This is a genomic window from Flintibacter hominis, from assembly GCF_014287965.1.
In the GTDB taxonomy this organism is placed as follows: Bacteria; Bacillota; Clostridia; order Oscillospirales; family Oscillospiraceae; genus Lawsonibacter; species Lawsonibacter aceti.
The window spans coordinates 48746-72280 of record NZ_JACOPO010000005.1; the positions used below are offsets into that span (position 1 = coordinate 48746).

General features: G+C 60.1%; 26 protein-coding genes. 7 read left to right on the forward strand and 19 right to left on the reverse strand.

Features of this window, described 5'->3' with window-relative positions; all coding sequences use genetic code 11:
* Positions 1–5: 5 nt before the first annotated feature.
* The 17 genes from H8S11_RS08705 to H8S11_RS08785 form a co-directional block, all read right to left on the reverse strand.
* A complete protein-coding gene (locus H8S11_RS08705) occupies positions 6–392 on the reverse strand; it encodes a hypothetical protein (RefSeq protein WP_147572353.1) in 387 nt (128 codons plus the stop codon).
* Between the two features lie 11 nt (positions 393–403).
* Positions 404–1354 (reverse strand): hypothetical protein, encoded by a 951-nt coding sequence (locus H8S11_RS08710; protein ID WP_147572352.1) that lies wholly within the window; start codon positions 1352–1354, stop codon positions 404–406.
* Positions 1351–1923, reverse strand: coding sequence for a LysM peptidoglycan-binding domain-containing protein (locus H8S11_RS08715; protein WP_240286545.1), 573 nt, complete (start codon positions 1921–1923; stop codon positions 1351–1353). The genes H8S11_RS08710 and H8S11_RS08715 overlap by 4 nt, the downstream gene beginning before the upstream one ends.
* A 41-nt stretch (positions 1924–1964) precedes the next feature.
* Positions 1965–2531 carry a hypothetical protein gene (locus H8S11_RS08720; protein ID WP_147572351.1) on the reverse strand — a complete coding sequence of 189 codons (567 nt, stop codon included), beginning with the start codon at positions 2529–2531 and terminating at the stop codon, positions 1965–1967.
* Positions 2528–2782: an anaerobic ribonucleoside-triphosphate reductase gene (locus H8S11_RS08725; RefSeq protein ID WP_240286547.1), complete on the reverse strand. Its 255-nt coding sequence runs from the start codon at positions 2780–2782 to the stop codon at positions 2528–2530. Before H8S11_RS08725 ends, H8S11_RS08720 begins: the two co-directional genes overlap by 4 nt.
* On the reverse strand, positions 2776–3108 hold the full coding sequence (locus H8S11_RS08730) for a hypothetical protein (RefSeq protein ID WP_207721964.1): 333 nt from the start codon (positions 3106–3108) through the stop codon (positions 2776–2778). Before H8S11_RS08730 ends, H8S11_RS08725 begins: the two co-directional genes overlap by 7 nt.
* A gap of 53 nt (positions 3109–3161) precedes the next feature.
* Positions 3162–3551, reverse strand: coding sequence for a hypothetical protein (locus H8S11_RS08735; protein WP_147572349.1), 390 nt, complete (start codon positions 3549–3551; stop codon positions 3162–3164).
* A gap of 51 nt (positions 3552–3602) precedes the next feature.
* Positions 3603–4661: a phage tail sheath subtilisin-like domain-containing protein gene (locus H8S11_RS08740; protein WP_186852867.1), complete on the reverse strand. Its 1059-nt coding sequence runs from the start codon at positions 4659–4661 to the stop codon at positions 3603–3605.
* Complete coding sequence (locus H8S11_RS08745) at positions 4658–5161, reverse strand: hypothetical protein (RefSeq protein WP_186852868.1); 504 nt, start codon at positions 5159–5161, stop codon at positions 4658–4660. The genes H8S11_RS08740 and H8S11_RS08745 overlap by 4 nt, the downstream gene beginning before the upstream one ends.
* Entirely contained in the window at positions 5158–5478 is a 321-nt protein-coding gene (locus H8S11_RS08750) for a hypothetical protein (protein ID WP_243201003.1), read from the reverse strand. Before H8S11_RS08750 ends, H8S11_RS08745 begins: the two co-directional genes overlap by 4 nt.
* A gap of 70 nt (positions 5479–5548) precedes the next feature.
* Positions 5549–5824 (reverse strand): hypothetical protein, encoded by a 276-nt coding sequence (locus H8S11_RS08755; RefSeq protein WP_186852869.1) that lies wholly within the window; start codon positions 5822–5824, stop codon positions 5549–5551.
* A gap of 1 nt (position 5825) precedes the next feature.
* Positions 5826–6839 carry a phage major capsid protein gene (locus tag H8S11_RS08760; protein ID WP_186852870.1) on the reverse strand — a complete coding sequence of 338 codons (1014 nt, stop codon included), beginning with the start codon at positions 6837–6839 and terminating at the stop codon, positions 5826–5828.
* A gap of 21 nt (positions 6840–6860) precedes the next feature.
* On the reverse strand, positions 6861–7247 hold the full coding sequence (locus H8S11_RS08765) for a hypothetical protein (protein WP_186852871.1): 387 nt from the start codon (positions 7245–7247) through the stop codon (positions 6861–6863).
* Positions 7248–7303: 56 nt separating this feature from the next.
* Positions 7304–8236, reverse strand: coding sequence for a hypothetical protein (locus H8S11_RS08770; protein ID WP_186852872.1), 933 nt, complete (start codon positions 8234–8236; stop codon positions 7304–7306).
* Positions 8233–9372: a serine/threonine protein phosphatase gene (locus H8S11_RS08775; protein WP_186852873.1), complete on the reverse strand. Its 1140-nt coding sequence runs from the start codon at positions 9370–9372 to the stop codon at positions 8233–8235. Before H8S11_RS08775 ends, H8S11_RS08770 begins: the two co-directional genes overlap by 4 nt.
* A 97-nt stretch (positions 9373–9469) precedes the next feature.
* Complete coding sequence (locus tag H8S11_RS08780) at positions 9470–10732, reverse strand: PBSX family phage terminase large subunit (RefSeq protein WP_186852874.1); 1263 nt, start codon at positions 10730–10732, stop codon at positions 9470–9472.
* Positions 10729–11022, reverse strand: coding sequence for an XRE family transcriptional regulator (locus tag H8S11_RS08785; protein WP_147572341.1), 294 nt, complete (start codon positions 11020–11022; stop codon positions 10729–10731). The genes H8S11_RS08780 and H8S11_RS08785 overlap by 4 nt, the downstream gene beginning before the upstream one ends.
* A gap of 172 nt (positions 11023–11194) precedes the next feature.
* Here H8S11_RS08785 and H8S11_RS08790 point away from each other — a divergent pair, with 172 nt between their 5' ends.
* The 5 genes from H8S11_RS08790 to H8S11_RS08810 all read left to right on the forward strand — a co-directional run bounded on the left by H8S11_RS08790 (position 11195) and on the right by H8S11_RS08810 (position 15229).
* A complete protein-coding gene (locus tag H8S11_RS08790) occupies positions 11195–11398 on the forward strand; it encodes a helix-turn-helix transcriptional regulator (protein WP_147572340.1) in 204 nt (67 codons plus the stop codon).
* Entirely contained in the window at positions 11395–11820 is a 426-nt protein-coding gene (locus tag H8S11_RS08795; RefSeq protein WP_147572339.1) for a hypothetical protein, read from the forward strand. Before H8S11_RS08790 ends, H8S11_RS08795 begins: the two co-directional genes overlap by 4 nt.
* Positions 11821–11867: 47 nt before the next feature.
* On the forward strand, positions 11868–12710 hold the full coding sequence (locus H8S11_RS08800) for an RluA family pseudouridine synthase (RefSeq protein WP_366461012.1): 843 nt from the start codon (positions 11868–11870) through the stop codon (positions 12708–12710).
* A gap of 93 nt (positions 12711–12803) precedes the next feature.
* A complete protein-coding gene (locus H8S11_RS08805) occupies positions 12804–14531 on the forward strand; it encodes a phospho-sugar mutase (protein ID WP_147572338.1) in 1728 nt (575 codons plus the stop codon).
* Positions 14532–14749: 218 nt separating this feature from the next.
* Positions 14750–15229, forward strand: a complete 480-nt coding sequence (locus H8S11_RS08810) for a hypothetical protein (protein ID WP_186852875.1) — start codon at positions 14750–14752, stop codon at positions 15227–15229.
* A 78-nt stretch (positions 15230–15307) separates the two neighbouring features.
* Here the strand turns inward: H8S11_RS08810 and H8S11_RS08815 are convergent, their stop codons facing one another.
* Positions 15308–18445, reverse strand: a complete 3138-nt coding sequence (locus tag H8S11_RS08815) for an S-layer homology domain-containing protein (protein ID WP_186852876.1) — start codon at positions 18443–18445, stop codon at positions 15308–15310.
* 663 nt (positions 18446–19108) lie between these two features.
* Here H8S11_RS08815 and H8S11_RS08820 point away from each other — a divergent pair.
* Complete coding sequence (locus tag H8S11_RS08820; RefSeq protein ID WP_147572376.1) at positions 19109–20704, forward strand: ABC-F family ATP-binding cassette domain-containing protein; 1596 nt, start codon at positions 19109–19111, stop codon at positions 20702–20704.
* A gap of 59 nt (positions 20705–20763) precedes the next feature.
* Here H8S11_RS08820 and H8S11_RS08825 read toward each other — a convergent pair whose 3' ends face one another.
* A complete protein-coding gene (locus tag H8S11_RS08825; RefSeq protein WP_147572377.1) occupies positions 20764–21459 on the reverse strand; it encodes a YjjG family noncanonical pyrimidine nucleotidase in 696 nt (231 codons plus the stop codon).
* Between the two features lie 348 nt (positions 21460–21807).
* Here H8S11_RS08825 and H8S11_RS08830 point away from each other — a divergent pair, with 348 nt between their 5' ends.
* Complete coding sequence (locus H8S11_RS08830; RefSeq protein ID WP_147572378.1) at positions 21808–23499, forward strand: Na/Pi cotransporter family protein; 1692 nt, start codon at positions 21808–21810, stop codon at positions 23497–23499.
* The last annotated feature ends 36 nt before the right edge of the window (positions 23500–23535 follow it).

The window sequence follows — 23535 nt, forward strand, 5'->3', positions numbered from 1 at the left end:
CCTCCTCACCCCAGCATCTCGGCCACAATTTTTTGGATATATGCCTCCAGAGTCTGGCCGTTGAGATAGACCGTCCCCTCCAGCTCCACTCTGCCCTGGTCCAGCCCAAGGGCGCTGCCTGGGCCGAACAGACGGATCGGTCCCGCCTCCTCAACATTCTCCTGGATCTTTCCCAGGATATAGGGGCTCTCCCGTTCCACGCCCGCCTTGAGTACCAGCACCTTGTCCCCGGCGCCGGGCTGCCAGGAATAGCCGCCTGGGGCGCAGACCGGCAGCCACCGCCGCTCTCCCCCTAACTCCACGGCGGCAGGGTCTCCTCCCAGCGTGACTACGCCTACCTCTGCCGCCGGCTCCTGGCTCTGGGGCAGGCGGCCCCGCTCCGATGTCCACATATTCCATCACCTCAGACCACAAAATCCGGGAGCGCCAGTTCCAGCCTGGTCCATGCGCCCTCCATACCCATCCCTGTGGCAGACTGGAGTACCCGGTATCGCCCGTTCCAGTCCCACTTGCTCCGCCGGATGGAGACCAGGTCTCCAGGCCAGGCGCAGAAGGGCTGGGCGATGGTCAGTTCCACCCGCTCCTGTTCCGAGGCGGACCGGTCCAGCTGAAACTGGCCGTTGTACCGCATCGTTTTATAGTTGCTCCGGCCTGGCATAGTCAGCACTCTCCGAGCACTGCCTCCCTGGGACAGAAAATCCCCGTTATCCACCCGCTGTACCGCCCCGGACCACCGGTCCCGGACCAGCACTCGGGATAGAACCCCATACCGCCGGTCCCGGCGGACCAGAGTGGTTACCGGAGTTCCATCCTCTACGAGCCGCTCCTGGCTGTCCTGCCAGCCAGACAGGACCAGACGGCCCAGGCGGTCAAACCGGGGACATACGCCGCCGTAATAGCGGGCGAAATCATAGACCACCGACCACTCACTGCTTCCTGTGGCCACGGAGAAGCGGGTTACAGCGGGCAGCGCCGCCCCTGGAGCGGTCTGGATGCCGTAGGGCGTCACATGGTCCCGGAGGATGTCCGCCAGGGTGGCGGTGCCGTAGTCCTGCCCAATGGCCTCGTTGTCCAGCAGCAGGGCCGCCAGCCCCCGGCCGCTGATCTCCAGCTGGCAGCCTCCCTGGTCCAGCGTGACCTGGCACTCGTCCACCACTCCGTTGAACATATCTTTTCCCTGGTACCGGGCGGAAAAGCGGACCCAGTCTCCAGGGGCGGTCTCTCCCCCCATCTCCCAAGGACAGCGAAAAGTAAAGCTGTCACAGGGCACCCCGGCAGTATACTCCAGCTCCCACTGAGTGGGATAGGGCAGCAGCCACTCCCTGCCCCGCCAGTCTGTCACATAGCCTCTCACCGCACTCGAACCTCCTCGCCCACCCGGATAAGATTCGGGTTTTTAATCTGGGGATTGAGGGCTACCAGCTCGTCCAGGGACAGGCCGTACTGTCCCGCCAGCGCCCACAGGGTGTCCCCCGACACCACCCGGTGGTAGACGGCGGACGGCTCCCACTCCTGGGCGGTCTGGCCGCCCGCTCCGCCCTGGTTCTGCCGGACCGCCAGGCCGGTGTACCAACTGTCGTCCTCCCAAAAGGTGAAAGAATAGCGCACAAAGTCAGGCCGGGGCTCTTGTTCCAGCCGCAAAGACACGAAATAGGCGTTGGCCGCCTGCCACAGCGGGTGGATCAGCAGTCCCGGACCGCCGTTGTAGAACATATTGGCCAACTGCCCAAACTGGCTGTATGCGTCCGGGCCCACAAATTCCCCCTCCCCCTCCATGATCCGGTTGGTCCGCCCCAGGTCCTGGAGGCGGAACAGGCCGAAGGGTGTCTTGTGAACGGCCATCTTTCTCTCATAGTCGATGGAGTACACCCTGGGGTTGTGGGGCCAGGTGTAGCTCTTGTAACGCATGGGTGACAGGTCCATTCTGCATACCTCCTTCTGTGGCGGCGGGCCTGACTGCCCGCTCAATAGAGGAAAAAGCCCCCGTCATAGCGGCGGCTGTCCCGGCGAAAGGCCTGGTCCATCTGCCGAATGGACGGCCCGGAGGAACTCTCCGCCTCTCTCGCCCAGTCCGGCTCCGGTCTTCGGCTGTCTGGGCCCATTCCCAGCCCGCCAACTTGGGAAAATGGCCTGTGGAGCGGGATAGGCCCAGCTTCTAGGCCTCCTCCGGACCGGCGCATACCGGAAGCCTCCTGGGCGGTTCTGATTTCATTCAGGGCCGCCGCTGCCCGTTCCCGCTCCAGGAGGACGGAGAGCAGCGGGAGGGCTTCCTCCCCATCCTCCCTTCCCCCTCTGATGAGCGGGGCCTCCGCCCCGGTGGAAGCCCCTGGGGTACCTTCCTGGCCCAGCTCCCGCCGATCCGCCGGGGAAACGAAACTGCCCTGTATACAAAGATCCGTGGCAGGGAGGGAGGTGCCCCCATCCGCCTCCGCCGTCCGGCCGTCCGGGACCGGGATCCACAGGACCATCGCCTCCAGCGCTTGGAGCAGCGCCTCCCCTTGGCCGGGCCCTTCTTCCAAATAGTCGGTCATGGCTTCCCAGCTCCCTGTTCAAATTTCTCCATGTCAAAGGAGATGTTTACGCTCCCCTCCGCCCAACTGGAGGCCGGCCGGCCGCACACAGGGCAGCGCTCCTCCGCTCCCCGGCTCCTGCACTCTGGGCAAAAACGCTCCAGCTCATCCTCCCGGTCCAGCAGAGTATGGACTAGGCACCAGAGATAGTCCCTTCCCTTCATCTCCCTGGCCCGCTCCTCGGTGGGCAGGGCGTGAAATTCCTTCAGCACCCGCCATCGGAGCCGTTCAGCGGGGGCCCCGCGAAGTTTTTTTTTAGTTCCTCCAACTCCGTTTGGCTCACATCCAGTCCAGGATCGGATCGGCGGCGCAGCTGGGCCCACCGGGCGGCCAGCGCCCCAATTTCCTCCACCGTCAGTCCGGCCAACACGCTCTGCCCATCTGGAAAGACGGGGGTGTGGTTCTCTGTCCGCTCCAGGGCCCTGGCCAGCAGGCAGGCGTTGGAGCACAGGGCCCGCTCCCGGTCCTCACAGGCCAGCTCCCCGGCCTCCCGTCTGGCCTGGAGCACCTCCAGAGCGGACAATAGCCGCAAATCCATTCCGTTATCTAGGTGGACGCGGTCCTGCCGTGCCAAAATAGAACTGTCCACCCCTATACCCCCGTTTCGATGCGCCGGGAGGCTACCAGGGTTACCTTCTCCAACACCATGGAGCCTAGAGTGGCGCTCTCCTGAATGGCGCTCCACTGGCAGTCGGAGTAGATGATTTTTTTATCCGGCTTACAGATCACCAGGGAGAAACCGGACAGCTTGTAAAAGTCAATGCCGTCCCGGACGGCCTCGTCCGTGGCGTACAACCGAGTCAGCTCTACTACGTGGGTGGCTTGTCCGGGGACGGTGGCCACCGGCTCCGACTCCCCAAAGGCCTCCACGGCGGTGCTGGATTTGGTAGCCCGTGCGGTGTAACTCTGGACTACCGCAACCCGGGTGCCATCCACTTCCAGATAGATGTCACTGCTGGTGGGAAAGCCAGCGATACTCATATCAATACCCCCTTCTCGCTCTTGTGCCTCAGTCTTTTTTCAGCGGGGCCATTATACCGTGATGTGGGCGGTCAGCCAGATTTGGTTGAGACCGTGGGCCACTGTAAAGGAGAAGTCCACTAGGCATCGGGTGGGCTCCTCAGGGTCAGCGCTCACCGCCACATCCTCATAGCCAGTGATAATCTCCCTGGACAGCTTTTGCTCCAACTCCAGCACTACCTGGGCTCGGATCGCGCCGCGGCTCTGGGGTGTGTTTTTGGCTCTTCGAAACTTGGCCGCCAGCGCTTGGCGCAGGGATGGGATCACGTCGTCCACCACCCGAATGGTGGCCAGGTCCCGCCAGGTGGGGTCCGCCGCAGCCCCGGTGGCAGTCCGGGTGGTCACACCCCGTACCACGCTGACTGTGCCGCCTACCTGCTCTACCGGGGTAACGCCCCCCAGGATAAGCCGGTCCAGGTCCTTTTCTCCATAGCGGCCCTCCAGGCCGTACAGTCCAAGCAGTTCCGCTCCGCCCAGAGGGACTGCCGGATCCGATTCCCCCGCCAGGGCTCCAGCCACCGCCGCCGCCACGGTCAGCCCGGAAATGTCCTCTCCCTCCTGGTCCAATCCACCGGGGGCCACCAGGACCGCCCGCTCCGAGTTCAGTCCCTTTGCTCGGTCGATCAGGTCGTCCACACTCTCCCCCTTGGCTCCAGCCAACAGGGCAAGGCGCTCCCGGCGGTCCGCCGAGGCCGCTTTCACGCTGTCCAGCAGCAGCTTCTGTATCTCTGTGTCGGTGCTGTCACAGAGGACTATGGCGATATCCTCCACCTCTGACAGCTGCGCGAAGGCGGCCTTATAGCCCGCCTCGTCCGCTGTCGCCACAGCGGCCACACCGGAGGCTCCGTTTTTCAGGGCTAGCCGAATCAGCTCCGCCATGCCCTCCGCCCCTTCCGAGCCAAAGGCGGCCACCGCCCTGTCATAGCTGGTGATAATATGCGTCTCTCCGGGAGCGGCTACGGTATTGACTGCCGCCAGTCCCACCAGCCGTCCGCTTCCCCGGCCGCTGACCAGGGATGAGGCATCGTAGGAGGAGTAGACCCCCGGACGCTCATGTACTGTTATGCTCATGGTTTGATTCCACCTCTCAGTTCAAAGTCGGTAAAGAGCCCTCCGGGCTGGGCCGCGGCGTAGAGATAGGCCTGGCATACCACCTGGGCGGGCCGCTTCATCCGCTTGGCCTGGCCGTCGTAGACTGTCTCTCCGCAGGCCACCTCCTGAACGGCCAGCCCCTGGGGAGCGCCCTGTGCGAAAGCCTGGACCACCTGGTCAAAGGCCGTCTGAATGCCCACATCCCCCTGTCCCCGAGGGGCGTACAAGTCCAGTCCAAATGTCAGGGCGGCCTTTCGGCCGTACAGCTCCTGCCACAGGCCGCTCCTCTCGTCATACCGCTCTCCCAGGTAGTGCTGAAAGCCGGCGGGACCGGCCTGACATCCCCGGAGGGACACCACGACCAGTGCTCCTTCTTGAACTGGGCGCTCCCCGGCGGGCCAGGCGGCGAACGCCTGAACTCCCCGCTCTTTCAGGTAATCCACCATCTGTTCCCGGATGTTTTCCAGTCCTCCGCTCATGTTGCCTCCCTGTCCCTGGGCCGCAGCAGGGCCCACCAGTGGCTGTCCCCCACCAGATGGGCCGACTGCACCTCAAAGGCCCGGTCCTTCCACTCCACTTGGCTCCGCCCTGCCTCCAGCGGGATGTCGGCAGGTCCTAGATATAGATACCGGTCCTCCGGACGCTGGCCCAGGGGAGAAGGGAGGCGTTGCTCCCTCTCCTGGTCCAGCACTGGCTGGAGGAAAGCCCGCAGAGGCCGGTCCTCCATCCCTTCCAAGCGCAGTGTCACCTCCTGGCCGTACATGGCCAGAAGGGAGCGCCACTCCCGCTCCATCATCCCCGCACCCCCCGAAAGGCAAAGCCGGTCTCTCCCAGCCAGGGGGCCAGCAGCCGTTCCGCCGTAGCGGTCAGGCCGCCCTCTCCGGCCGTTCCCCCATACGGATGGACACTTCTCCGGCGGTGAAGGAGGACACTCGGCCGCTTCCCACGGCCCGCTCCAGCCCATCCATAGCCAGCATGGCGGCAGCCAGAGGGAAGGCGGGACCACACAAGCCGGGGGAGGTCCCCGGCTTCAGCCGCCGCTCCAAAGCCTGCGCACTGGCCTGAGCCAAGGGGAGCAACAGCCCCTCCTGGTCCTCGGTGGCTCCCATGGCTCGGCACAGAGCCATGATCTCCTCCGTCATGTCACACCTCCAGTACCCGGCTGGCTCCCTGGAAGATCTTGGCGAAGCCGCAGATCGTGGTGATGGCGGCCCGCTCTAGCTGCCGGTCGATAAGCTTGTCATACTCCACCATTACGTCGCTCCCCTGGACCATCTCCAGGGCAAATCGCTTGTCCAGCCCGATAGCGGTGCCGCTAGGCAGGACCGAGGTACGCAGCAGCTGGGCGCCCAGGGGGGTGGTCAGCTTGCCCGTCCCCTGGAAATTCAGGCCGGTAAGAGGGTTCTGGAACTCCGTCAGCTTGAGCAGCTTGACCATAACATCCCCGGACACTAACAGGGCGTTCATCTCATAGGGGTCAAATTTGGCCCAGAAGTCCACCAGGTCCTCATACGTCAGAGTGCCGGTTGACTTAACCTGGTCCGCCTCGGCCCCATTGTCGTTGCCGTCCCCATGGATAAGCACTTCCACGCCGTCGGCCAACAGTGTCCGGGCGATGTGGGCCCCCATCTGACGCAGAGTGACCGAGAACAGGTCCAACTTTTGATAGCGCACCGCCTCATAGCTGGCTACCAGCATCCGTCCTCTCTTGTGGAGCCGGACCAGGTTGGACTGGACCTGCACTGTGGTGGCGGGGATGGAGGCGCCCTCCTCCACGTGGCGCAGCTCCTTACTGTCCCCTCCCGCCTCCGCAGTGATGGAGCGGTAGTCCATGCCGTCAAAACGGGTCACGGCGGCAGTGATGTGGGGGAGAATGTCGCTCTCCTCCATACCCTGCCGGACCGACCGGGCGATGTACTCTGGAAAGAGGACGGCGGAATCGGCGGTTCGGAAAAACTTTTCCACTACGTCGCTGCCAGCTCCCTTTACCCGGATATCAAACCGCTTGAGCTGCCGCTGGAAAGCGTCCAGCCCCTCCAGGCTGGTTCCCTTGTACTGGTCGCTGGGGTCCTGGCGCTCTAGCACCTGGGTGAAGGTACTGCCCGCCTCCTGATACATCCCCTTGTCCAGCTTCAGATTATCGTAACAAAACGCCATGCTCACACGCTCCTTTCCAAATTACAGGCAGAGGACAGCAGTGCCGTCCTCTGCCGTGCTGACCACCAGGGCCCTGACCCCGGCGGGGGAGGGCAGTGTGACCGCTCCGCTTTCCACAGTCACCGAAGGGGCTTCGGCCGCCTTTACGCCTCCCTGCCCGTCCGCCACCAGCTCCACCCAGCCCAGGTTCATCTGCCCAGTGCGGGACACTTTTGTAAAGCCCTTCACCTGGACGGCCGCCGCCCCATTTCTGGGCTCCAGAGCCACGCCGCAGAAGGCGTCCCCATCCGCGCAGGGACCAACTGTGCCATCCTCTGTCACCTTGACCACCTGGCCGCCCTTCACGCCGGTGTCGGCGGCAAAGCTGACCGTCACCGCTCCCATCTCTTCAAAGGAAAATTTGCTCATCCTCATGTCCTCCTCTGTTTATTTGGCAGGGCGGGGCAAATCCCCCGCCGCTGTCCTCAAATCAAAAACGCCCTGTCCCTGTCCCGCTCCGGGGCCTGGTCCTGCTGATATTGGAGCTGGGGGAGCAGCGGATACCGCTCCGCCGCCCGGCGACGGCAGCCATCTTCCATCGCCAGCAACTCCTCCCAGGACAGCTTGGCCGCCACACCTTTTAAGGTGTCCCGGTCCAGTCCTATCTGGGCTAGCATGCCAAGCCGGACTACCTCCTCCCGTAGCCGGGAGAGATAGCGCCGCCCTGTTTCAGCCTCCTCCTCCAGCCGCTCCAGCTCCAGGGCACAGCCGGGGGCCTGACGGACCAGCTCCTTCAGGCTGGTATGCCGCCCCGCCCCTTTGACCACCCCGGCCAGGGGCTGGGCGGGTACCGCTACGAAGGAAAACTCATAGGCGTCGCTCGCCCCTTCCAGACTGGCGAAACAAAGCCTTCCGCCGTATTCCTGGCCCTTCCGGTGGCCGCAGTCCCCAGTCCGCAGGTCCCCGCCGCAGATGGAACACACCGCCCGCTCCACGGCGCAGCCCACGCTGACCTCCCGCTTGATCCCCCCTTCGATCTCCGCGATCAGGTCCCGGCCGCTCTCGGTCCGCACCATGTAGGCGTAGCCCTTCAGCCAGCAGTAACCGTCCCCGGCCAGAGTGATTTTTTCCGGCTCCCGGATCACCTCCGTCTTATAGATCCGGGCCGACTGCCCCCGGGCGGACCACTGGTGGTCAAAAATTCCGCTCTTGCCCACAAACAGTCCGGCCAGCTCCTCCAAAGTCTGTGGAGAAAACCGCTCAAAGTCCCGGTCCACCTGGTCGTCACACAGTCGAACGGAAAAGGTGTACACTTCCTCCGCCTTCAGCTCTTTGCGGGCCAGCTGGTTGATCAGGGCCAGGTCCTCCGGACTCACCTCTGTTTCCTGCCCCCCCTGGCTCTCTTTTATGATCTTCATGCCATTTCCTCCCTCAACTTGTCCGCTTGGGCCCGGTACAGCTCGGCCCGAGCTTCTTCCACCATATCCTGCAGGTCGATGTCCTCCCACTCCAGCTCCACCCGGTCGTCAAAGCCGTGGAGCTGCAGCCACAGCTCCGCCACACGGAGCAGGGCCGGCTCCACCGTCCGGCGGATGGCTGTGATCTCACTGGTCAGCAGGTCGGCCTGCTGGGCGCTCATCCGCTCCGTGGCCGACCAGGACAGGCCCAGCATGAAGGGCGGGATGCCTGTCCGGGCCACTAATTGTTCCAGAATCTGCCGCACGGGTACTTGGCTGTCCAGCACCGGACTGTCCGCCCCGATGACCTTGATGTCCACGTCCCCCACCGCTACAAAGTCACGCACCTGACCCTCCCGGCCGGCGGCCATGGCGGAGGACCACTCCTGGACGATCTGGCCGCACCGCTCCTGGGCAAAGGGCTCCTCGCCCTGACCCGGCCTGCATACCACCGCAAAGCGGAGGTTACCTGCCCGCTCCCAGTTCTGGCCGGTGGCCTGAAAAATCTTCAGCAGGATGCCTGCCAGAAAGGGCATGGAGCGCAGCAGGGATACCCCGCAGGGGGCGTCTCCTGTGGGCTGGAATGGTGTAAACAGGAGCAGCTCCTGCCACGGCAGCTCCCGGACTGCCCCCGCCTCTCTTCGGCACAGGAGGAAGTCCATGGGGCTGTCCCCCAGCCGCGCCTCTACCTGCTCTGGATCGGCGCAGAGCAGGGCGGCGATATCCCTGCCGTCGCCGGACAGCACCATCTCCCCCAGACCGTGGCCGCAGGTGAACAGGTCGTCCAGATACCGGTCCAAGAAGGATTGGACGCCCCGCTGCCCCCAGCCCGTGTCCACAGTTCGCCAAAAGCAATCCAGACCCGCCTGAGCCCTGCCGTCTCCACACCGGGGAGTCGTCCCGCCACACAGCCGTACCAGCTTCCAGATGGCGGCGTCCACTAGGGGGACCCCCTCCCGGATCGCCCGGTACAGCTCCACCTCACCGGAGCTCAGGGGCACATAACGGTCCAGCGCCCCGAAGGGCTGTCCCTTTCCCTGACGTACCTGGACCACCGGGGCGGGAGGCTCCCGCCGCTTTCGTTCCCACCATTTCATGCTGTTTGCTCCTTTCTATGGATTATCTGAGAGTACCAGCCTCTATTGGTAATCAGGGTCTGATCTCCCGCCGCAAAAATAAGGGAGAACTATGTCTTTAAAACCCGCTCCGCTCTACCACTCCGGCGTAGAGACCGCCTCGTCTCTCCTCTCGGGCGGCTACCGTGGCAGCGAAATACCGGATTTCGTCCATAGCGTGGTCGTGCTCCTTTTTTACCTGGTCCCGCCCCTGGCAGTCCGGGTCCCAGTGGTAAAGGGAAAACTCCCGGATGGCGGCCGTGCATCCCGCGCAGACGACCAGCTTTCCGGCCTTTAGCAGCCTGGCAGTAAGACGAATACCTGATAGGACCCGGTTGTCAGCCGGCAGCACCCGCCATCCCCTGCGGCGCAGAGTTTCCAGGAAGCTGGCCGCAGCCGGGTCTACCACTACTCCCTGGATGGACCGTCCACCCGCCAGAGCCGTTAGGTCGTCGGCGTACTCCTCGTCGGTCTTTTGCCGGTGTTCCTCTCTTGAGTTGTAGTAATACTCCTTTACCCGATACCAGACTCCATCTCGCTGTCCCCACAACCCCATGGAGGTGGGGTTGGCCGTACCATAGTCCACAGAGATGTGCCACCGCTCCAATCCGTTCTCCGGGGCCTCTTTCCAAAAGCTCTCGTCCAGAAAGTCGTAGACCAGCCCTTCGGCGGCTACCCACTCTCCCAGAACGAACCGCCGGTAAAAGGTCCCCTGAAACATGGTACGGTATCTCTCACGTACCTCAGGGGTCAGCCCAGGATTGTCCTCCATAGAAAAAGGGAGGCGCAGGACTTTCTTCTCCTCCGCCTTTCGTACCCACTCCTGATAAAACCAGTGGGCTGGAGACTCCGGGTTGCAGGAGAACCACAGTCTGCTGCCCGCCACCGAGCACCGGGCCACAGCCTGCTCCACAAAGGACCGAGGCATGAGCGCCACCTCATCTAGCAGGGCTCCCGCCAGCGTAATCCCCTGGATCAAAGCCGCTGAACCCTCGTCTCGCCCTCCAAACAGATAAAAGGTGTTGACCCGTCCCCCCAGTCGGACGGTGAGCAGGTTTTTGGACGTCCTTTTCTCGCACCGGAATCCCATATCATCCAGCAGAGGCAGCAGTTCCTCCAGCAGATTGCGGCCTATGGACTGGATGGTCTTGCCACACAGGGCAAAGTTCTTCCGGTGAAAGGACACCATGGCCCAGCAAAAAAAGGACAGGCCAGTACACAGTGTCTTGCCGCTTCGTACTGCCCCGTCGCAAAGAATAGCTTGCCTGTCCCGGTCCGGAGATCCTGGCCGCCACCAGGTCAGCACCCGCCGTTGTTTTGGGGAAAATACCAGCTCTCTCACTCCTGCCCCTCCATAGCCTGGAGGAACCGATCCACCTGTTCCTGACCGCTGTGTTCCGCCGCGTCCAGCAGCAGCTCCAGCAATCTGGCCCGGTCGGTAAACTTCAGCTCAATGACCCCATTCGCCCCCCGCTTAAATTCGGTGAGCCCGTCCAGCTCCAACTTCTCCAGCCGCCCCGGCTCCTCCTCCGGCCAGCAGGCCAGCCGTACCGCGTCCTCCACCCTGGCGTTAGCCAGCTTCCACATCCGTTCTAAAATATCCTCCCTCCCAGGGAGCTTTTTCTTTGCCACCCTATCCCTCCTCACCCTCTGCCCTCCCGCCCCAAAAGTTGTATCTTCCCGTCCATGCAGGAGCAAAAATGAAAATTTTTTCTAAATAGTAAAGTCAGCTTGACACAAAATGTTAAGTGTGCTATACTTCTTGTTGTAAAGTGCGCTTTACATCTCGAAAGGAGGTGTCTGGGTGACCAATCGCATCGCGGAGCTTCGGAAGGAGCGCCGTATCTCTCAGGCGGAGCTGGCGGACGAGGTGGACGTCACCCGTCAGACCATTATTTCCCTGGAGAACGGCCGGTACAATGCCTCGCTTCTCCTGGCCCACCGCATTTCCAAATACTTTGGGTTGACCATCGAGGAAGTCTTTTTGTTTGAGGAGGATGAGCCATGAAAAAATTTCCACCAAAAAATTTTTTCCCTGGGATCGGTCTGGGGATCGCCGTTGGACTTGGCGTAGCGGCGGTTATTTTGGGGGACCGCCTCACGGCCCCTATCAGTGGGCTGTGCTTTGGCCTGGCCGGAGCTTTGGGCGGTCTCTCCGGCAGCCGGCTCCTCATGGCCCACTTTGACCGGACCTGGACCCCGGAGGAGCGGAAGGAGATTGAGCGAGCGGAGCGTGACGAACGCAACGTATCCATCCGGGAAAAGGCGGCCTATTCCAGCTGGTACTGGACGTTATATCTTCTGTGGGCGGTATTTTTTCTTACGTTGGTGCTGGGCAGCGGATTTCCCACCGCTCTAGTGGCGGTCGTCATCACCCTCCACTGTGTGTTCTACATGGTCAATGTGAACCGCTGGACCAAAAAGCTGTGAGCCGCCGGTTGGAGTTGTCCATTTCCCCGGAGCTGGAGGGGAGCAAAGTGGACACTATTTTAAAAAAGCGGCTGGGACTGTCGGGCACGGTGGTCCGCCGGATTAAGTGGTGGCCGGACGGCATTCTTCTGGATGGACAGCGGGTTCAAACTGATGCCCGCCCCCAGGTGGGCCAGCTTCTCTCCGTCCGGCTGGATGACCTGGAGCGGCGCAGCGGCATTGTCCCGGCCCCCGGCCCCTTGGACCTCGTCTACGAGGATGAAGACCTGATAGTAGTGAATAAGGCCCCCGGTGTCCCCGTCCATCCCGGTCCGGGGCATTATAATGATACTCTGGGTAATTTTTTGCTCTGGCATTACGATTTGGAGGGAGATTCTGCGGACTTTCACCCGGTCCATCGGCTGGACCGTGGCACCTCCGGCCTGCTGGTGGCGGCCAAACACCCTCATGCCCAGGAGATTCTGAAACGCCAACTCCACACAGAGGGATTCCGACGGACCTATCTGGCGGTCTGTGAAGGCAGGCCGGAGCCCCCCTCCGGCCTCATCAGCGCCCCTCTGGGGCCGAAGGACGGGTCTCTGGTGGAGCAGATGGTCCGCCCAGACGGCAAGCCGGCCCGCACGCGCTATCGAGTGCTGTCCGCCCACAGTGGCCGCTCCCTCCTCCGTCTGGAGCTGGATACCGGCCGAACCCACCAGATTCGGGTCCACATGGCCTATCTCGGCCACCCCCTTACCGGGGACTTCCTGTATGGGAGGGAAGACCGGACGCTGATCTCTCGCCCGGCCCTTCATTCGGCGGAGCTCTCCTTCCTTCACCCCCTGACTGGCCGCCTTCTGTCCTTCTCCCGCCCGATGCCAGGGGATATGGCCGCCCTGCTCTCTGATTAGAGGTGTTTTCCCCCAAATGCGGCTGGAAATTTCCCTTTTTCTGTGTTATACTGTGGGCGAAACCTGATCTTACCACCAGAGGAGGATTTTTCTATGTCCTATCAAGATAGATACCAGGAGTGGCTCCACAGCCCTGCCCTCTCCGCCGCGGAGAAGGCGGAGCTGGAGTCCATCCAGAACGACCCCAAGGAGATCGAATCCCGTTTCTTCGATCAGCTCTCCTTTGGCACCGCCGGCCTGCGGGGCACCATGGGGGTGGGACTGTACCGGATGAACGTCCATGTCATCCGCCACGCCACCCAGGCCTTTGCCCAGGTGATTCTGGAGGAGGGGCCCCAAGCTGCCGCCCGGGGGGTGGCGATCTGCTTTGACTGCCGGAACAATTCTGATATTTTTGCCAAAGAGGCCGCCTGTGTCATGGCCGCCAACGGCGTCCCTGTCCGTCTGTTCCAGGCGCTCCGCCCCACGCCGGAGCTTTCCTTTGCCGTTCGGGAGTATGGCTGCATCGCCGGTATCAATGTCACCGCCAGCCATAACCCCAAGGAGTATAACGGCTATAAGGTTTACTGGGAGGATGGGGCCCAGCTCCCTCCCAGGCACGCCGACGAGGTGGCCAAAAAGATGAAGGAGCTGGACGTGTTTGCCTGTGTAAAAACCATGGATTACGACCAGGCCGTAGCCAGCGGCCAAATCGTCCTCATGGGGGCGGAGACCGACGAGAAATTCCTGGCCAACGTCATGGAGCAGGTCAATGACAAAGCCGTGGTGGAGCAGGTGGCGGACACCTTTAAAATGGTGTATACCCCCTTCCACGGCACCGGCTACCAACTGATTCCCGAGGCCCTGCGCCGTCTGGGCATGAAGCACGTCATCTGCGTTCCGGAGCAGATGGTGGTGGACGGGAACTTCCCCACCGTGGTCTCCCCCAACCCGGAAAACCCAGAGGGCTTTGCCCTGGCGGTGGAGCTGGCGAAGCGGCATGGGGCGGACTTTATCCTGGGCTCCGACCCGGACGCGGACCGGGTGGGCATCATGGTCAGGACCGGGGACGGCAACTTTAAGGTCATTTCCGGCAACCAGACCGGCGTACTGCTGCTTGACTACCTGATCGGAGCCAAGCGCCGCACAGGCAGGATGCCGGACAAGCCCGTAGCTCTGAAAACCATCGTCACCACCGAGATGGCCCGTAAGGTGGCCGAGGTCAACGGCCTTCAGTGCTATGACACCTTCACTGGCTTCAAGTTCCTGGCCCAGAAGAAGGACCAGCTGGAGGAAAGCGGCCAGGGCAGCGTCATCATGTCCTACGAGGAGTCCTACGGTTATATGCTGGGTGACTATGTGCGGGACAAGGACGCTGTGTCCGCCAGTGTGGAGCTCACCGAGATGGCTGCCTGGTACGCCTCTCAGGGCATGACGCTCTACGATGCCCTCCAGGCGCTCTATCAAAAGTACGGCTGCTACGGGGAAAAGACCCTGAATCTGGTCATGCCTGGATTGGACGGGCTAAAGAAGATGGCCGCGCTCATGGCGTCCTTGCGCTCCCAGCCCCCGGTGGAGATTGCCGGTGTGGCGGTAAAGGAGCAGAAGGACTACCAGGATGGCTCCGTAGTCGCTGTGGCCGATGGTTCCAAATCCTTTATGGAGCTGTCCGGCTCCAATGTCCTGCGCTATGAGATGACCGACGGGACCAGCCTGATTGTCCGACCCTCCGGCACCGAACCCAAGGTCAAGGTCTATATCCTGGCCAATGGACAGACCCAGGCTGAGTGCGACGAAAAGGTGTCCAAATACTCCGTCTGGGCGGAGAGTCTCAAAGGCTGAACCTGTGAGTGAATCAAACAAGGCCCGCCGGTCCATGGGACCGGCGGGCCTTGTTTTGGACAAAATTGCCCTATGATTTCCAAAAAATGTATGCAGCCGTCCCACTCCGGGGCGTTTTTTTGTGTCGGGTAGAGGGCACTTCGGTGGAAGCCCATGGCTGACAGCCCCTCCAAAAAAAGAGAGCCAAAACAATAACTTTAATTAAAGGAGGAACTACCATGTCAACGAACAAGACACAACACTACCACCTCAACCAATGGGAGGCGGAGGACAAGGTGCTCCGTGCGGAGTTCAACCAGGACAACGCCAAGCTGGACAGCGCCATGGCCCAGGCGGCCCAGGAGCGGGCGGAGCTTCGCTCCGCCATCCCCAAAATTGTCACCGGGACCTATCAGGGGAATGGAGCGGCCAGCCAGACCATCCCCCTGGGCTTTGCTCCCAAGGCGGTCCTGACCATGACCCAGAGCGGCCTGATGTACAGCCCCAATTCCTCCGGCTATATGTTCGGCGGTCTGGCCCTCCCCGGCCATTCTGCCAGCCACCGATATCGCCGGTCAATTTCCTCCCCCTATGAGTATTACCCCGGTGTGGAGGTGACGGATACGGGCTTTACGGTGTACGAAACCAGAATAGGGGAGTACGCCGGGGTATCCTGCAATTCAGCGGATACCACCTATCACTATCTGGCCATTGGATAAATTAGAAGCCCCCGCTCCGAAAATTCGGAACGGGGACGATTGCTTTGTGGCATGAAAACGATTTGATGATCAAACCACTTAGTCAGTCCACTGCAGGTCCAGAGTCGCATCTCCGGAAAGGCCAGCACTTACGGTAATCTCAAAGCTCTGAACCTTGCCGGTGCCGGTGGCAGTGCCGCAGGTCACCTTGCTCGCATTGTCAGTCCAGGTACGGGCGCTGTTCCAAGTGCTGTTCACATTGGTAGCAGAAACGGTAATCTTGTCACCCTCAGCGGCATAGACCGCAGTGGGCTCAAAGGTTACAGCACCGGGTGCCTTAGTGGTAGCCACGGTCAGCTTGTAAGCATACTTTACGGTGATAGCAAAGGTCTGCTGTACTCCATTCTTGGTAGCGGTCAAATCGCCAGTCTTATTGACGCTGATGTCGGAATAGCCGTCCTTCTGCAGCATCTGGATGGCGACATTCTGAACCTCCAGAGCAGAGGTCCCATTCTGAGCCTTGACAGTAATCTCACCGACGCCGGTGATCTCAGCCTTGGCGGTGTAGTTGCTGGGGCCGGTGGGAGGAGTCACGGTGGTGCCGTCTACCTTGGTGCAGGCAGTCACGACCACATAAATCCGGGCAGCCAGATCGCTGTCGTTCTTGTCATCATAGATGACATAGGCAGTACCGGTCAGGTTGCGATCCTTGAAGGTGTTGGCCAAGGTCTTGGCAGCGATGTTCTGCTCCACCTGATAGTCGGCGTTGTTGTCGTTCATGACCTCGCCGGACAGGGGGTAGCGGTCGCCCTTGTTAGTGGGCATCATGATCAGGGTGATCTTGCTGTCGCTGCCAATCACATAGGAAGTGCCATAGCTCTCAGCGGAGGAACCGGCAATGGTCAGAGTGTCGCCGCTCTGGGTGATCTTGCCGTTCAGGGTAACAGTATCCTTATCGGAATCATCGGGAGTGTCAAAAGCGGAACCGGTCTCATAGTAGCCGTCAGCGTCGATGGAGTAATCCTCGTACAGCTTGCCCTTGGTCCACTGCTCCTTGGTCTCCACCTTGGTCAGCTCGCCGTCCAGAACCACGAACCAGCGCTCCACCTTCTCGTTGTCGCTGTTGTCCACGAAGGTGGTGTCCTTCTTCACGGTGTACAGCAGGCTGTCGGTGGTGCTCTTCACACGGCCGGTAGCGCCCACGTCCACGAAGACCAGAGAAGCGGACTTGTTGCCGTTGTCCTTGTCGCGCATATACACAGCATAGCCGTCAGCATTTGCGATGGTCAGATCAGGCACATTGACGATGCCAGTGTACACGGTGATCTCATCGTCCTTATCCTTTACGATGAACACAGTGTTGCTGTTGCCAGCCACGCCAGCATTGTTATCCTCGTTGTTGAACAGAACAACCTTGTTGTTCTTGATCACCTTATGAGTGCCCTCAACATTGGGGTTCAGCAGATTGGCAACTTCGGTGGTATCAGCAACAGTCAGAGTGTACTCGCCCTTGCTGTTCTTGCTGTAGGAGTACCAATCATGGATATCAGCACGGTTATTGGTCAGGCTGGTGTCGGTCAGAGTAGAGCCGGGCTTCAGGGTGATGGTCTCGTTGGAGCCATCGGAGAAGTAGGCGTCAGCGATCATCTTGGTGGACAGGTTGGTCTCCTTGGCCACGGCGTCGATGTAGACGTAGTTGCCCATAGACAGAGCGGCGTCGTCCACATACAGGGCGTAGCCGTACTGATCCAGCACGATGGCGGCGTTGTTGCCCACGGAGAACTCAGTGGCACAGCCATTCTCGGCAGTGACATCAGCAAACTTGGCATAGTCGTGCTTGGTGCCGTCGATGGTCACGTTGCCGCCGGCGTCGCCATAGGTCTTGGTAGCGGTGGAGTAAGCGGTGACCTCGCCGGTCAGGACCTCAGCCTTCACAGCGGACTGAACCTTGCCGCCAGCGTAGGTGTACAGGATGTAGTCGTCCTCGGCCATATCCTTGACGGAGTCGAAATCGTCGTCAGCCAGGGAGTTGACGCTGTTGGTCAGACCGCCAATGGGAGTGGTCAGAGTGGTGACAGCCACAGTGCCCTTGCTCTCGTTGTAGTCGCCGGTGGCCTGCATCAGATAGGTGTTGGACACGGTGACGGTGACCAGTTCCTTGTCGGCGTCCGTATACACCTCGGTCAGCACGCCCTTGCCGCTCTGGCAGGAGGCGGAGGAGGAGTTGGCCTGAGCGTAGGTGGTGGTGATGGCGACCTCGTCGGCCACCTTCACACCGTCAACGAACAGATCCAGACGATAGTCGTCCACCACGTCCTTGCCCAGCAGGTCGTACAGGTCGTCCTTGCTCATCTTGGCGGTGTAGGTGGCGGCGGGGGTATCGGAGTAGGTGCCAATGGTAGTGGTCTTGTAGGTCCAGCGGGTGCCGGGACGGCCGAAGTCGTCGCTGCGATCCTCGTACATCTTCAGATCGCCCTGATACAGCTTCTCGCCCAGCTCCACGATCCGGGTGCCGGAGTTGACAACAGTGCCGGCGGTGGTCAGGCCCTTGATGGCGCCGGCATAGGACTCGCCGCTGGTGATGAAGTTGTAGCTGACCTTACCAGCCTCAACCTTGACGCCGTCGGCGTCGACCTTGATGGTGTCGTTGTCGGCCTCAACAGTGCCGGCCTTCAGGGTGTTCAGCACCAGTTGAGCCAGGTCGTTGCGGGTCATGGGCTCGATGACGCCGGACTCCACATCGATGAACAGGTCGATCTTGTTGGCCTGCTTGATGGTGGAGAACTGCCAGTCATTCTCAAAGTCGGACTGGAACTGGAAGTAACCCAGGGCCTTCATCAGCATCAGAGCGGCCTGGGCAGTGGTGACAGACTGGTCACCGCCGTAGGTGGTGGCGCTGACACCGGAAGTGATGCCGTTGGTGTAGCAGGCGGCTACATAGGGTTCAGCCCATGCGGGGACATCGGTAAAGGGGCTGGTGCCCTTGTAGTTGGCTACGCGGTAGTCCATCAGGTTGGACATGACCACGGCCATCTCATTACGGGTGACCAGTGCGTCGGGGTTGAAGTTGCCGTTCTCGTCGCCGGTCATAACACCGACTTCCTGGAGAACTTCGATGGCTTCCTGATTCTGCTTGGAAGACACATCGTCGTAGGCCGCGCCGGTGCCGACTACCATCAGGCCCATGACCATGACGGAAGCCAGAGCCAGGCTAAGGGCCCGCTTCAGGTTTCTCATTCGGGATTCCTCCTTAAATTTTTTGGCCCTCGGACCTGTGCAGCCTTTCGGACCATATCTCAACTGACCGCTTTTCGCCCCGGAACCCGAAACAGGCGGGAGAGCTGCCCCTTCCTGTGCCGACCGTCAGCAGAGGCCCTGTGGAGCGCTCCATGGCAACGTTCAGGGGCCGCCCTCCGACCTGTTTCGAGTAGAGAGCCATTATTTTACAGCGGTCATTGTTAGGGGAAAACGCCTGAATTTTCGCGCTTTTTTCGTTCAAAACAGGGGAGTTTTCGCCCAATAGTCGGCCCAGCGGAGTATAACGCCCCTTGCAAAGCAAAAAAGGTGAGGAAAACCCGCTAAGAGCAAATAAAAAAGGGGGCTTTTTCAAAGAAAAAGTGCCCTTGGTAGACATCTGGTAGACGCCCAGAAAATGGAAAAGCGGGAAAGCCCTGTTTCCCAGCGCTTTCCCGCTTTTTTTGGTAGACATTTGGTAGACCAATGAGAAAAAAGTGTGCGTCGGCGGCAAAAGAGCATTTTAGGCCTTTTCGGTCAGGTATCACAGTTGTCCCCACAATCAGCCTACGATTTCGATCAAAAAGGTGCTATCTTTTTTGGAGCGCATATGTTAAGATGATATACGGATAATTTTGACGATTTGGAAAAGGAGCAGAAGACGACATGATCACTGTCACCGATTTAAGCCTGAATTACAGCGGCACCCCGCTGTTTTCTCACGTGGACTTGCAATTCCTCCGGGGCAACTGTTATGGCATCATCGGGGCCAACGGCGCTGGCAAGTCTACCTTTCTCAAGATTCTGTCCGGTGAACTGGACTCCACATCCGGAGAAGTAAATATCCTGCCCAATATCCGTATGTCTGTCCTCAAGCAGGACCAGAATGCTTATGACGCCTACAACGTAATGGACACCGTAATCATGGGCAACCAGCGACTGTACGACATCGGCAAGGAGAAGGAGGCCCTCTACGCCAAAGAGGAGATGACCGACGAGGACGGTATGCTGGCCTGCCAGTTGGAGGAGGAGTACGCCGAGCTGGGGGGCTGGGAGGCGGAATCAGACGCCAGCCGCATCCTCCAGGGGCTGGGTATCGGTACGGAGCTGCACTACAACGACATGGCCACTCTGGACCCCCGGCTGAAGGTGAAGGTGCTGCTGGCCCAGGCCCTGTTTGGTAATCCCGATCTGCTGATGATGGACGAGCCCACCAACAACCTGGACATTGACGCGGTCAACTGGTTGGAAGACTTCCTGCTAGACTTTGAAGGCACGGTTATTGTGGTATCCCATGACCGCCATTTCCTGAACACTGTATGTACCCACATCGTGGACATCGACTATAACAAGATTAAGATGTATGTGGGCAACTACGACTTCTGGTATGAGTCCTCCCAGCTGGTGCAGCAGCTGATTAAGAATCAAAACAAGCGCAACGAGGAGAAGATCAAGGAGCTGCAGGACTTCATCTCCCGCTTCTCCGCCAACAAGTCCAAAAGCAAGCAGGCCACCGCACGACGGAAGCTGCTGGATAAGCTGACGGTGGAGGAGATGCCTGCCTCTTCCCGCCGTTATCCCTGGGTGGCCTTCTCTCCCGACCGAGAGGTGGGCAAGGATATCCTCTTTGTCACCGACGTATCCAAGACCATTGACGGGGTAAAGGTGCTGGACAAGGTGTCCTTCATCGTAGGCCACGGGGACAAGATCGCCTTTGTGGGCGACAACGAGAACGCCCACACCGCCCTGTTCAAGATCCTGGCCGGAGAAATGGAGCCAGACGAGGGCACCGTGAAGTGGGGACAGACCGCCACTTTCTCCTACTTCCCCAAGGATAACACCCCCTACTTCCAGGACAACGACGACAACCTGGTCCAGTGGCTGCGCCAGTTCTCCCCCGATCCCCAGGAGCAGTACCTCCGGGGCTTCCTGGGCCGGATGCTCTTCTCCGGGGACGAGGTATACAAGCCGGTGAAGGTCCTCTCCGGCGGTGAGAAGGTGCGCTGTATGCTGTCCCGGATGATGCTCTCTGGGGCCAACGTCCTCCTGCTGGACCAGCCCACCAACCACCTGGACCTGGAGTCCATCGCCGCCCTGAACAAGGGACTGGAGGCCGTGAAATGCAACGTGCTCGTAGCCTCCCACGACCACCAGCTCATCCAAACGGTATGTAACCGAGTCTTTGACTTCACTGCCGATGGAAAGCTCATCGACCGGAAGACCACCTATGACGAGTATCTGGAGAGCCAGAAGGCCGAGTAAGATTTTTCGCAACAGCCAGAGAGAAGAACCGCTCATGGGAGTCCATGAGCGGCTCTTTTTTACAGGGACAACGTCAGGATCTCTCTCACCTGGTTCAAGTCCTGGATGTGGTAGTGGACCGTGAGTCCCTGGGGCAGAGGGCGGTCCTCTGGGTCGTACCAGCAGCACAGAATACCGGCGTTATTGCCCCCCTGAATATCGCTGGTCAGAGAATCCCCCACGATCAGGACCTCCTCTGGGGCGATGGGGCCGACATGGTTAAATACCGCCCGGAAAAAATCTGGGCTGGGCTTTTCGGCCCCTACCTGCTCAGAGATGAACACCCCGTCAAACAGCCGGATGAGCCCTGACTTGTCCAGCTTCCGCTGCTGGGCGACGGCAGTGCCATTGGTAACGGCATACTGCCTGACCTGGCCCTTCAGGTCCCTGACCAGCTCATAGCCGTGATCCCGAAAGACCACGGTTTCTCCCAGCTGAATCTGATAGGCGTGGTTAAACCCCTCGATATCGGAGAACTCGATGCCCTCTGACTGGAAAAACTCCTGGAAGCGGCCGGACAGTACCTGGGGCTTGGTCAACTCTCCCCGCTCCAGGGCATTCCAATATTTCTGGTTGATAGACGAGTATCGGGCCAGCATATCGTCAGGGCATTCCCCCAGGCCGAAGCGGATAAAGCAGGCCCGGATCGCCGCCTTCTCTGCCAAGCCGAAATCCAGCAGTGTGCCGTCGATATCCCATAAAATGACTTGGATCATCCTGAGATCCCCCTCCATTTGGATATATGGTATGGATACCATGATATCGGTCCCGCAAAAAAAGTCAAGAAAATTCTTGCCCATGGCATACTCAAAAAGGATGCGTTTCTTTTTCGTAAAGAAATGTTAAACCTGTGTTAAATCTGTTGACGGTTGACACGGGGGATTTTATAATAAATACTGCCAAAAATTGAAAGACTAAGAGGAAATCGTCATGATGCAGCCAGCCGACTGGTACCAGATCAGCGGAGGAAGAGGATATGAGGCATGACCTGCTCCTGAACATTCAGGCGCGGGCTGTGTCTTTTTTCTTGCCGGGAAGGGCTGCGAGAGAAAGGGAAGAAAGAGATGGGCATTTCAGAAATATTGGGGCTGCTGGGCGGCCTGGCATTGTTTTTGCATGGGATGCAGATGATGAGTTCCGGCCTGGAGGCTGCCGCCGGCGCACGGATGAAGAGTATTCTGGAGCGGCTTACCGCCAACCGCTTTTTGGGCGTGCTGGTGGGTGCGGCCATCACCGCTGTCATCCAGTCCTCCTCCGCTACCACAGTGATGGTGGTAGGCTTTGTAAACGCCGGGATGATGACTCTGGGCCAGGCGGTCTGGATCATCATGGGCGCCAACATTGGTACCACGGTTACCGGCCTGCTCATTGCCCTGGATGTGGGTGAGCTGGCCCCTATGTTTGCCTTTGTGGGCGTGGTGCTGATGGTCTTTGTCAAGGAGCCGAAGCTCCAGCACATCGGCCAGATCCTGGCCGGGTTGGGCGTGTTGTTTATCGGAATGGGCATGATGAGCTCCTCCATGTCTCCATTGCGGGATTCCGAACCCTTTATCCGTATCATGTCCACCTTCTCTAATCCTCTGTTGGGAATCCTGGCCGGTGCGGCCTTTACTGCCGTCATCCAGTCCTCCTCCGCCTCGGTGGGTATCCTCCAGGCTCTGGCCAGCAGCGGCGTGATCAGCTATGCCAGCTCAGTTTTTGTCCTGTTCGGTCAGAACATCGGCACCTGTATCACCGCCGTGCTGGCAGCCATCGGTACCAACCGGAATGCCAAGCGGGCTACTCTTATCCACTTGATGTTCAACCTGATTGGCACCGCGATCTTTACCACTCTGTTTGTTCTCTTTCCTATCGCTGCCGTGGTAGAAGGCACCTTAGTTCTTCCGGGTGAGGTGGGCAGGACCTTGTCCCATCTGATCCCCACTGACCCCATGGCTCAAATCGCCATGACCCATACTGTCTTTAACATCACGACTACCCTGGTCCTGCTTCCTCTGGGCAATTATCTGGCCAAGCTGGCTATCCGCATCCTACCTGACCAGGCTGTGGAGACCGAAGACCAAGAGAGCATGACCCTGGCCTATCTCACCCCCATCCAAGCCGGAGGCAAAGAGGGCGGCCTGGGTGTATCTGCCATTGTCATCGATCAACTGCGCAACGAGCTCAACCGGATGCTGTCCATGGCACGGGACAACGTGGCGGACAGCTTCCGGGCCGTACTGGCCCGGGATCAGGAGCAGCTGGTCCAGGTGGAGCAGCGGGAGGAGTATATCGACTTTTTGAACCGGGAGATCTCCCGCTATGTGTCTCACCTGATCTCGATTGAAACCAACGAGCAAGGCTCCGCTGTGGTCAGCAGCTTCTTCACCATCTCTGGCAACATCGAGCGTATTGGCGACCACGCGGACAATCTGGCTGGCTATACCCGGATGCTGGTGGGCAAAAACATCTCCTTCTCCGAAACCGCCCAGAGTGAGATCAGTGCTATGCGTGACATCTCTCTGGAGGCCATCTCCGCCCTGCTCCACTACCAGGCCGGTCAGCCCCAGTGGCTGTCCGAGGTGGCCCAGATGGAGCAGAAGATCGACGATATGACCGACAGCTTCCGCCGCGGTCAGCTGCAGCGAATGAAGGAGGGCACCTGCAACCAGGAGGCATGCATCCTCTACTCCGAGCTGCTCACCGACTTTGAACGCATTGGCGACCATGTGCTCAACATCGCAGAGGAGCTGACCAAGGCCCAGACCGGCCTGTAATTACGGACCCCTTCCACTTTTTCTTGACGAATGACC

Coding starts and splice junctions, on each gene's coding strand:
- H8S11_RS08705 (WP_147572353.1), bottom strand. CDS start 392: ATGTGGACATCGGAGCGGGGCCGCCTGCCCCAGAGCCAGGAGCCGGCG.
- H8S11_RS08715 (WP_240286545.1), bottom strand. CDS start 1,923: ATGGACCTGTCACCCATGCGTTACAAGAGCTACACCTGGCCCCACAAC.
- H8S11_RS08720 (WP_147572351.1), bottom strand. CDS start 2,531: ATGACCGACTATTTGGAAGAAGGGCCCGGCCAAGGGGAGGCGCTGCTC.
- H8S11_RS08730 (WP_207721964.1), bottom strand. CDS start 3,108: ATGGATTTGCGGCTATTGTCCGCTCTGGAGGTGCTCCAGGCCAGACGG.
- H8S11_RS08735 (WP_147572349.1), bottom strand. CDS start 3,551: ATGAGTATCGCTGGCTTTCCCACCAGCAGTGACATCTATCTGGAAGTG.
- H8S11_RS08740 (WP_186852867.1), bottom strand. CDS start 4,661: ATGAGCATAACAGTACATGAGCGTCCGGGGGTCTACTCCTCCTACGAT.
- H8S11_RS08745 (WP_186852868.1), bottom strand. CDS start 5,161: ATGAGCGGAGGACTGGAAAACATCCGGGAACAGATGGTGGATTACCTG.
- H8S11_RS08750 (WP_243201003.1), bottom strand. CDS start 5,478: ATGATGGAGCGGGAGTGGCGCTCCCTTCTGGCCATGTACGGCCAGGAG.
- H8S11_RS08755 (WP_186852869.1), bottom strand. CDS start 5,824: ATGACGGAGGAGATCATGGCTCTGTGCCGAGCCATGGGAGCCACCGAG.
- H8S11_RS08760 (WP_186852870.1), bottom strand. CDS start 6,839: ATGGCGTTTTGTTACGATAATCTGAAGCTGGACAAGGGGATGTATCAG.
- H8S11_RS08765 (WP_186852871.1), bottom strand. CDS start 7,247: ATGAGCAAATTTTCCTTTGAAGAGATGGGAGCGGTGACGGTCAGCTTT.
- H8S11_RS08770 (WP_186852872.1), bottom strand. CDS start 8,236: ATGAAGATCATAAAAGAGAGCCAGGGGGGGCAGGAAACAGAGGTGAGT.
- H8S11_RS08775 (WP_186852873.1), bottom strand. CDS start 9,372: ATGAAATGGTGGGAACGAAAGCGGCGGGAGCCTCCCGCCCCGGTGGTC.
- H8S11_RS08795 (WP_147572339.1), top strand. CDS start 11,395: ATGAAAAAATTTCCACCAAAAAATTTTTTCCCTGGGATCGGTCTGGGG.
- H8S11_RS08805 (WP_147572338.1), top strand. CDS start 12,804: ATGTCCTATCAAGATAGATACCAGGAGTGGCTCCACAGCCCTGCCCTC.
- H8S11_RS08810 (WP_186852875.1), top strand. CDS start 14,750: ATGTCAACGAACAAGACACAACACTACCACCTCAACCAATGGGAGGCG.
- H8S11_RS08815 (WP_186852876.1), bottom strand. CDS start 18,445: ATGAGAAACCTGAAGCGGGCCCTTAGCCTGGCTCTGGCTTCCGTCATG.
- H8S11_RS08820 (WP_147572376.1), top strand. CDS start 19,109: ATGATCACTGTCACCGATTTAAGCCTGAATTACAGCGGCACCCCGCTG.
- H8S11_RS08825 (WP_147572377.1), bottom strand. CDS start 21,459: ATGATCCAAGTCATTTTATGGGATATCGACGGCACACTGCTGGATTTC.
- H8S11_RS08830 (WP_147572378.1), top strand. CDS start 21,808: ATGGGCATTTCAGAAATATTGGGGCTGCTGGGCGGCCTGGCATTGTTT.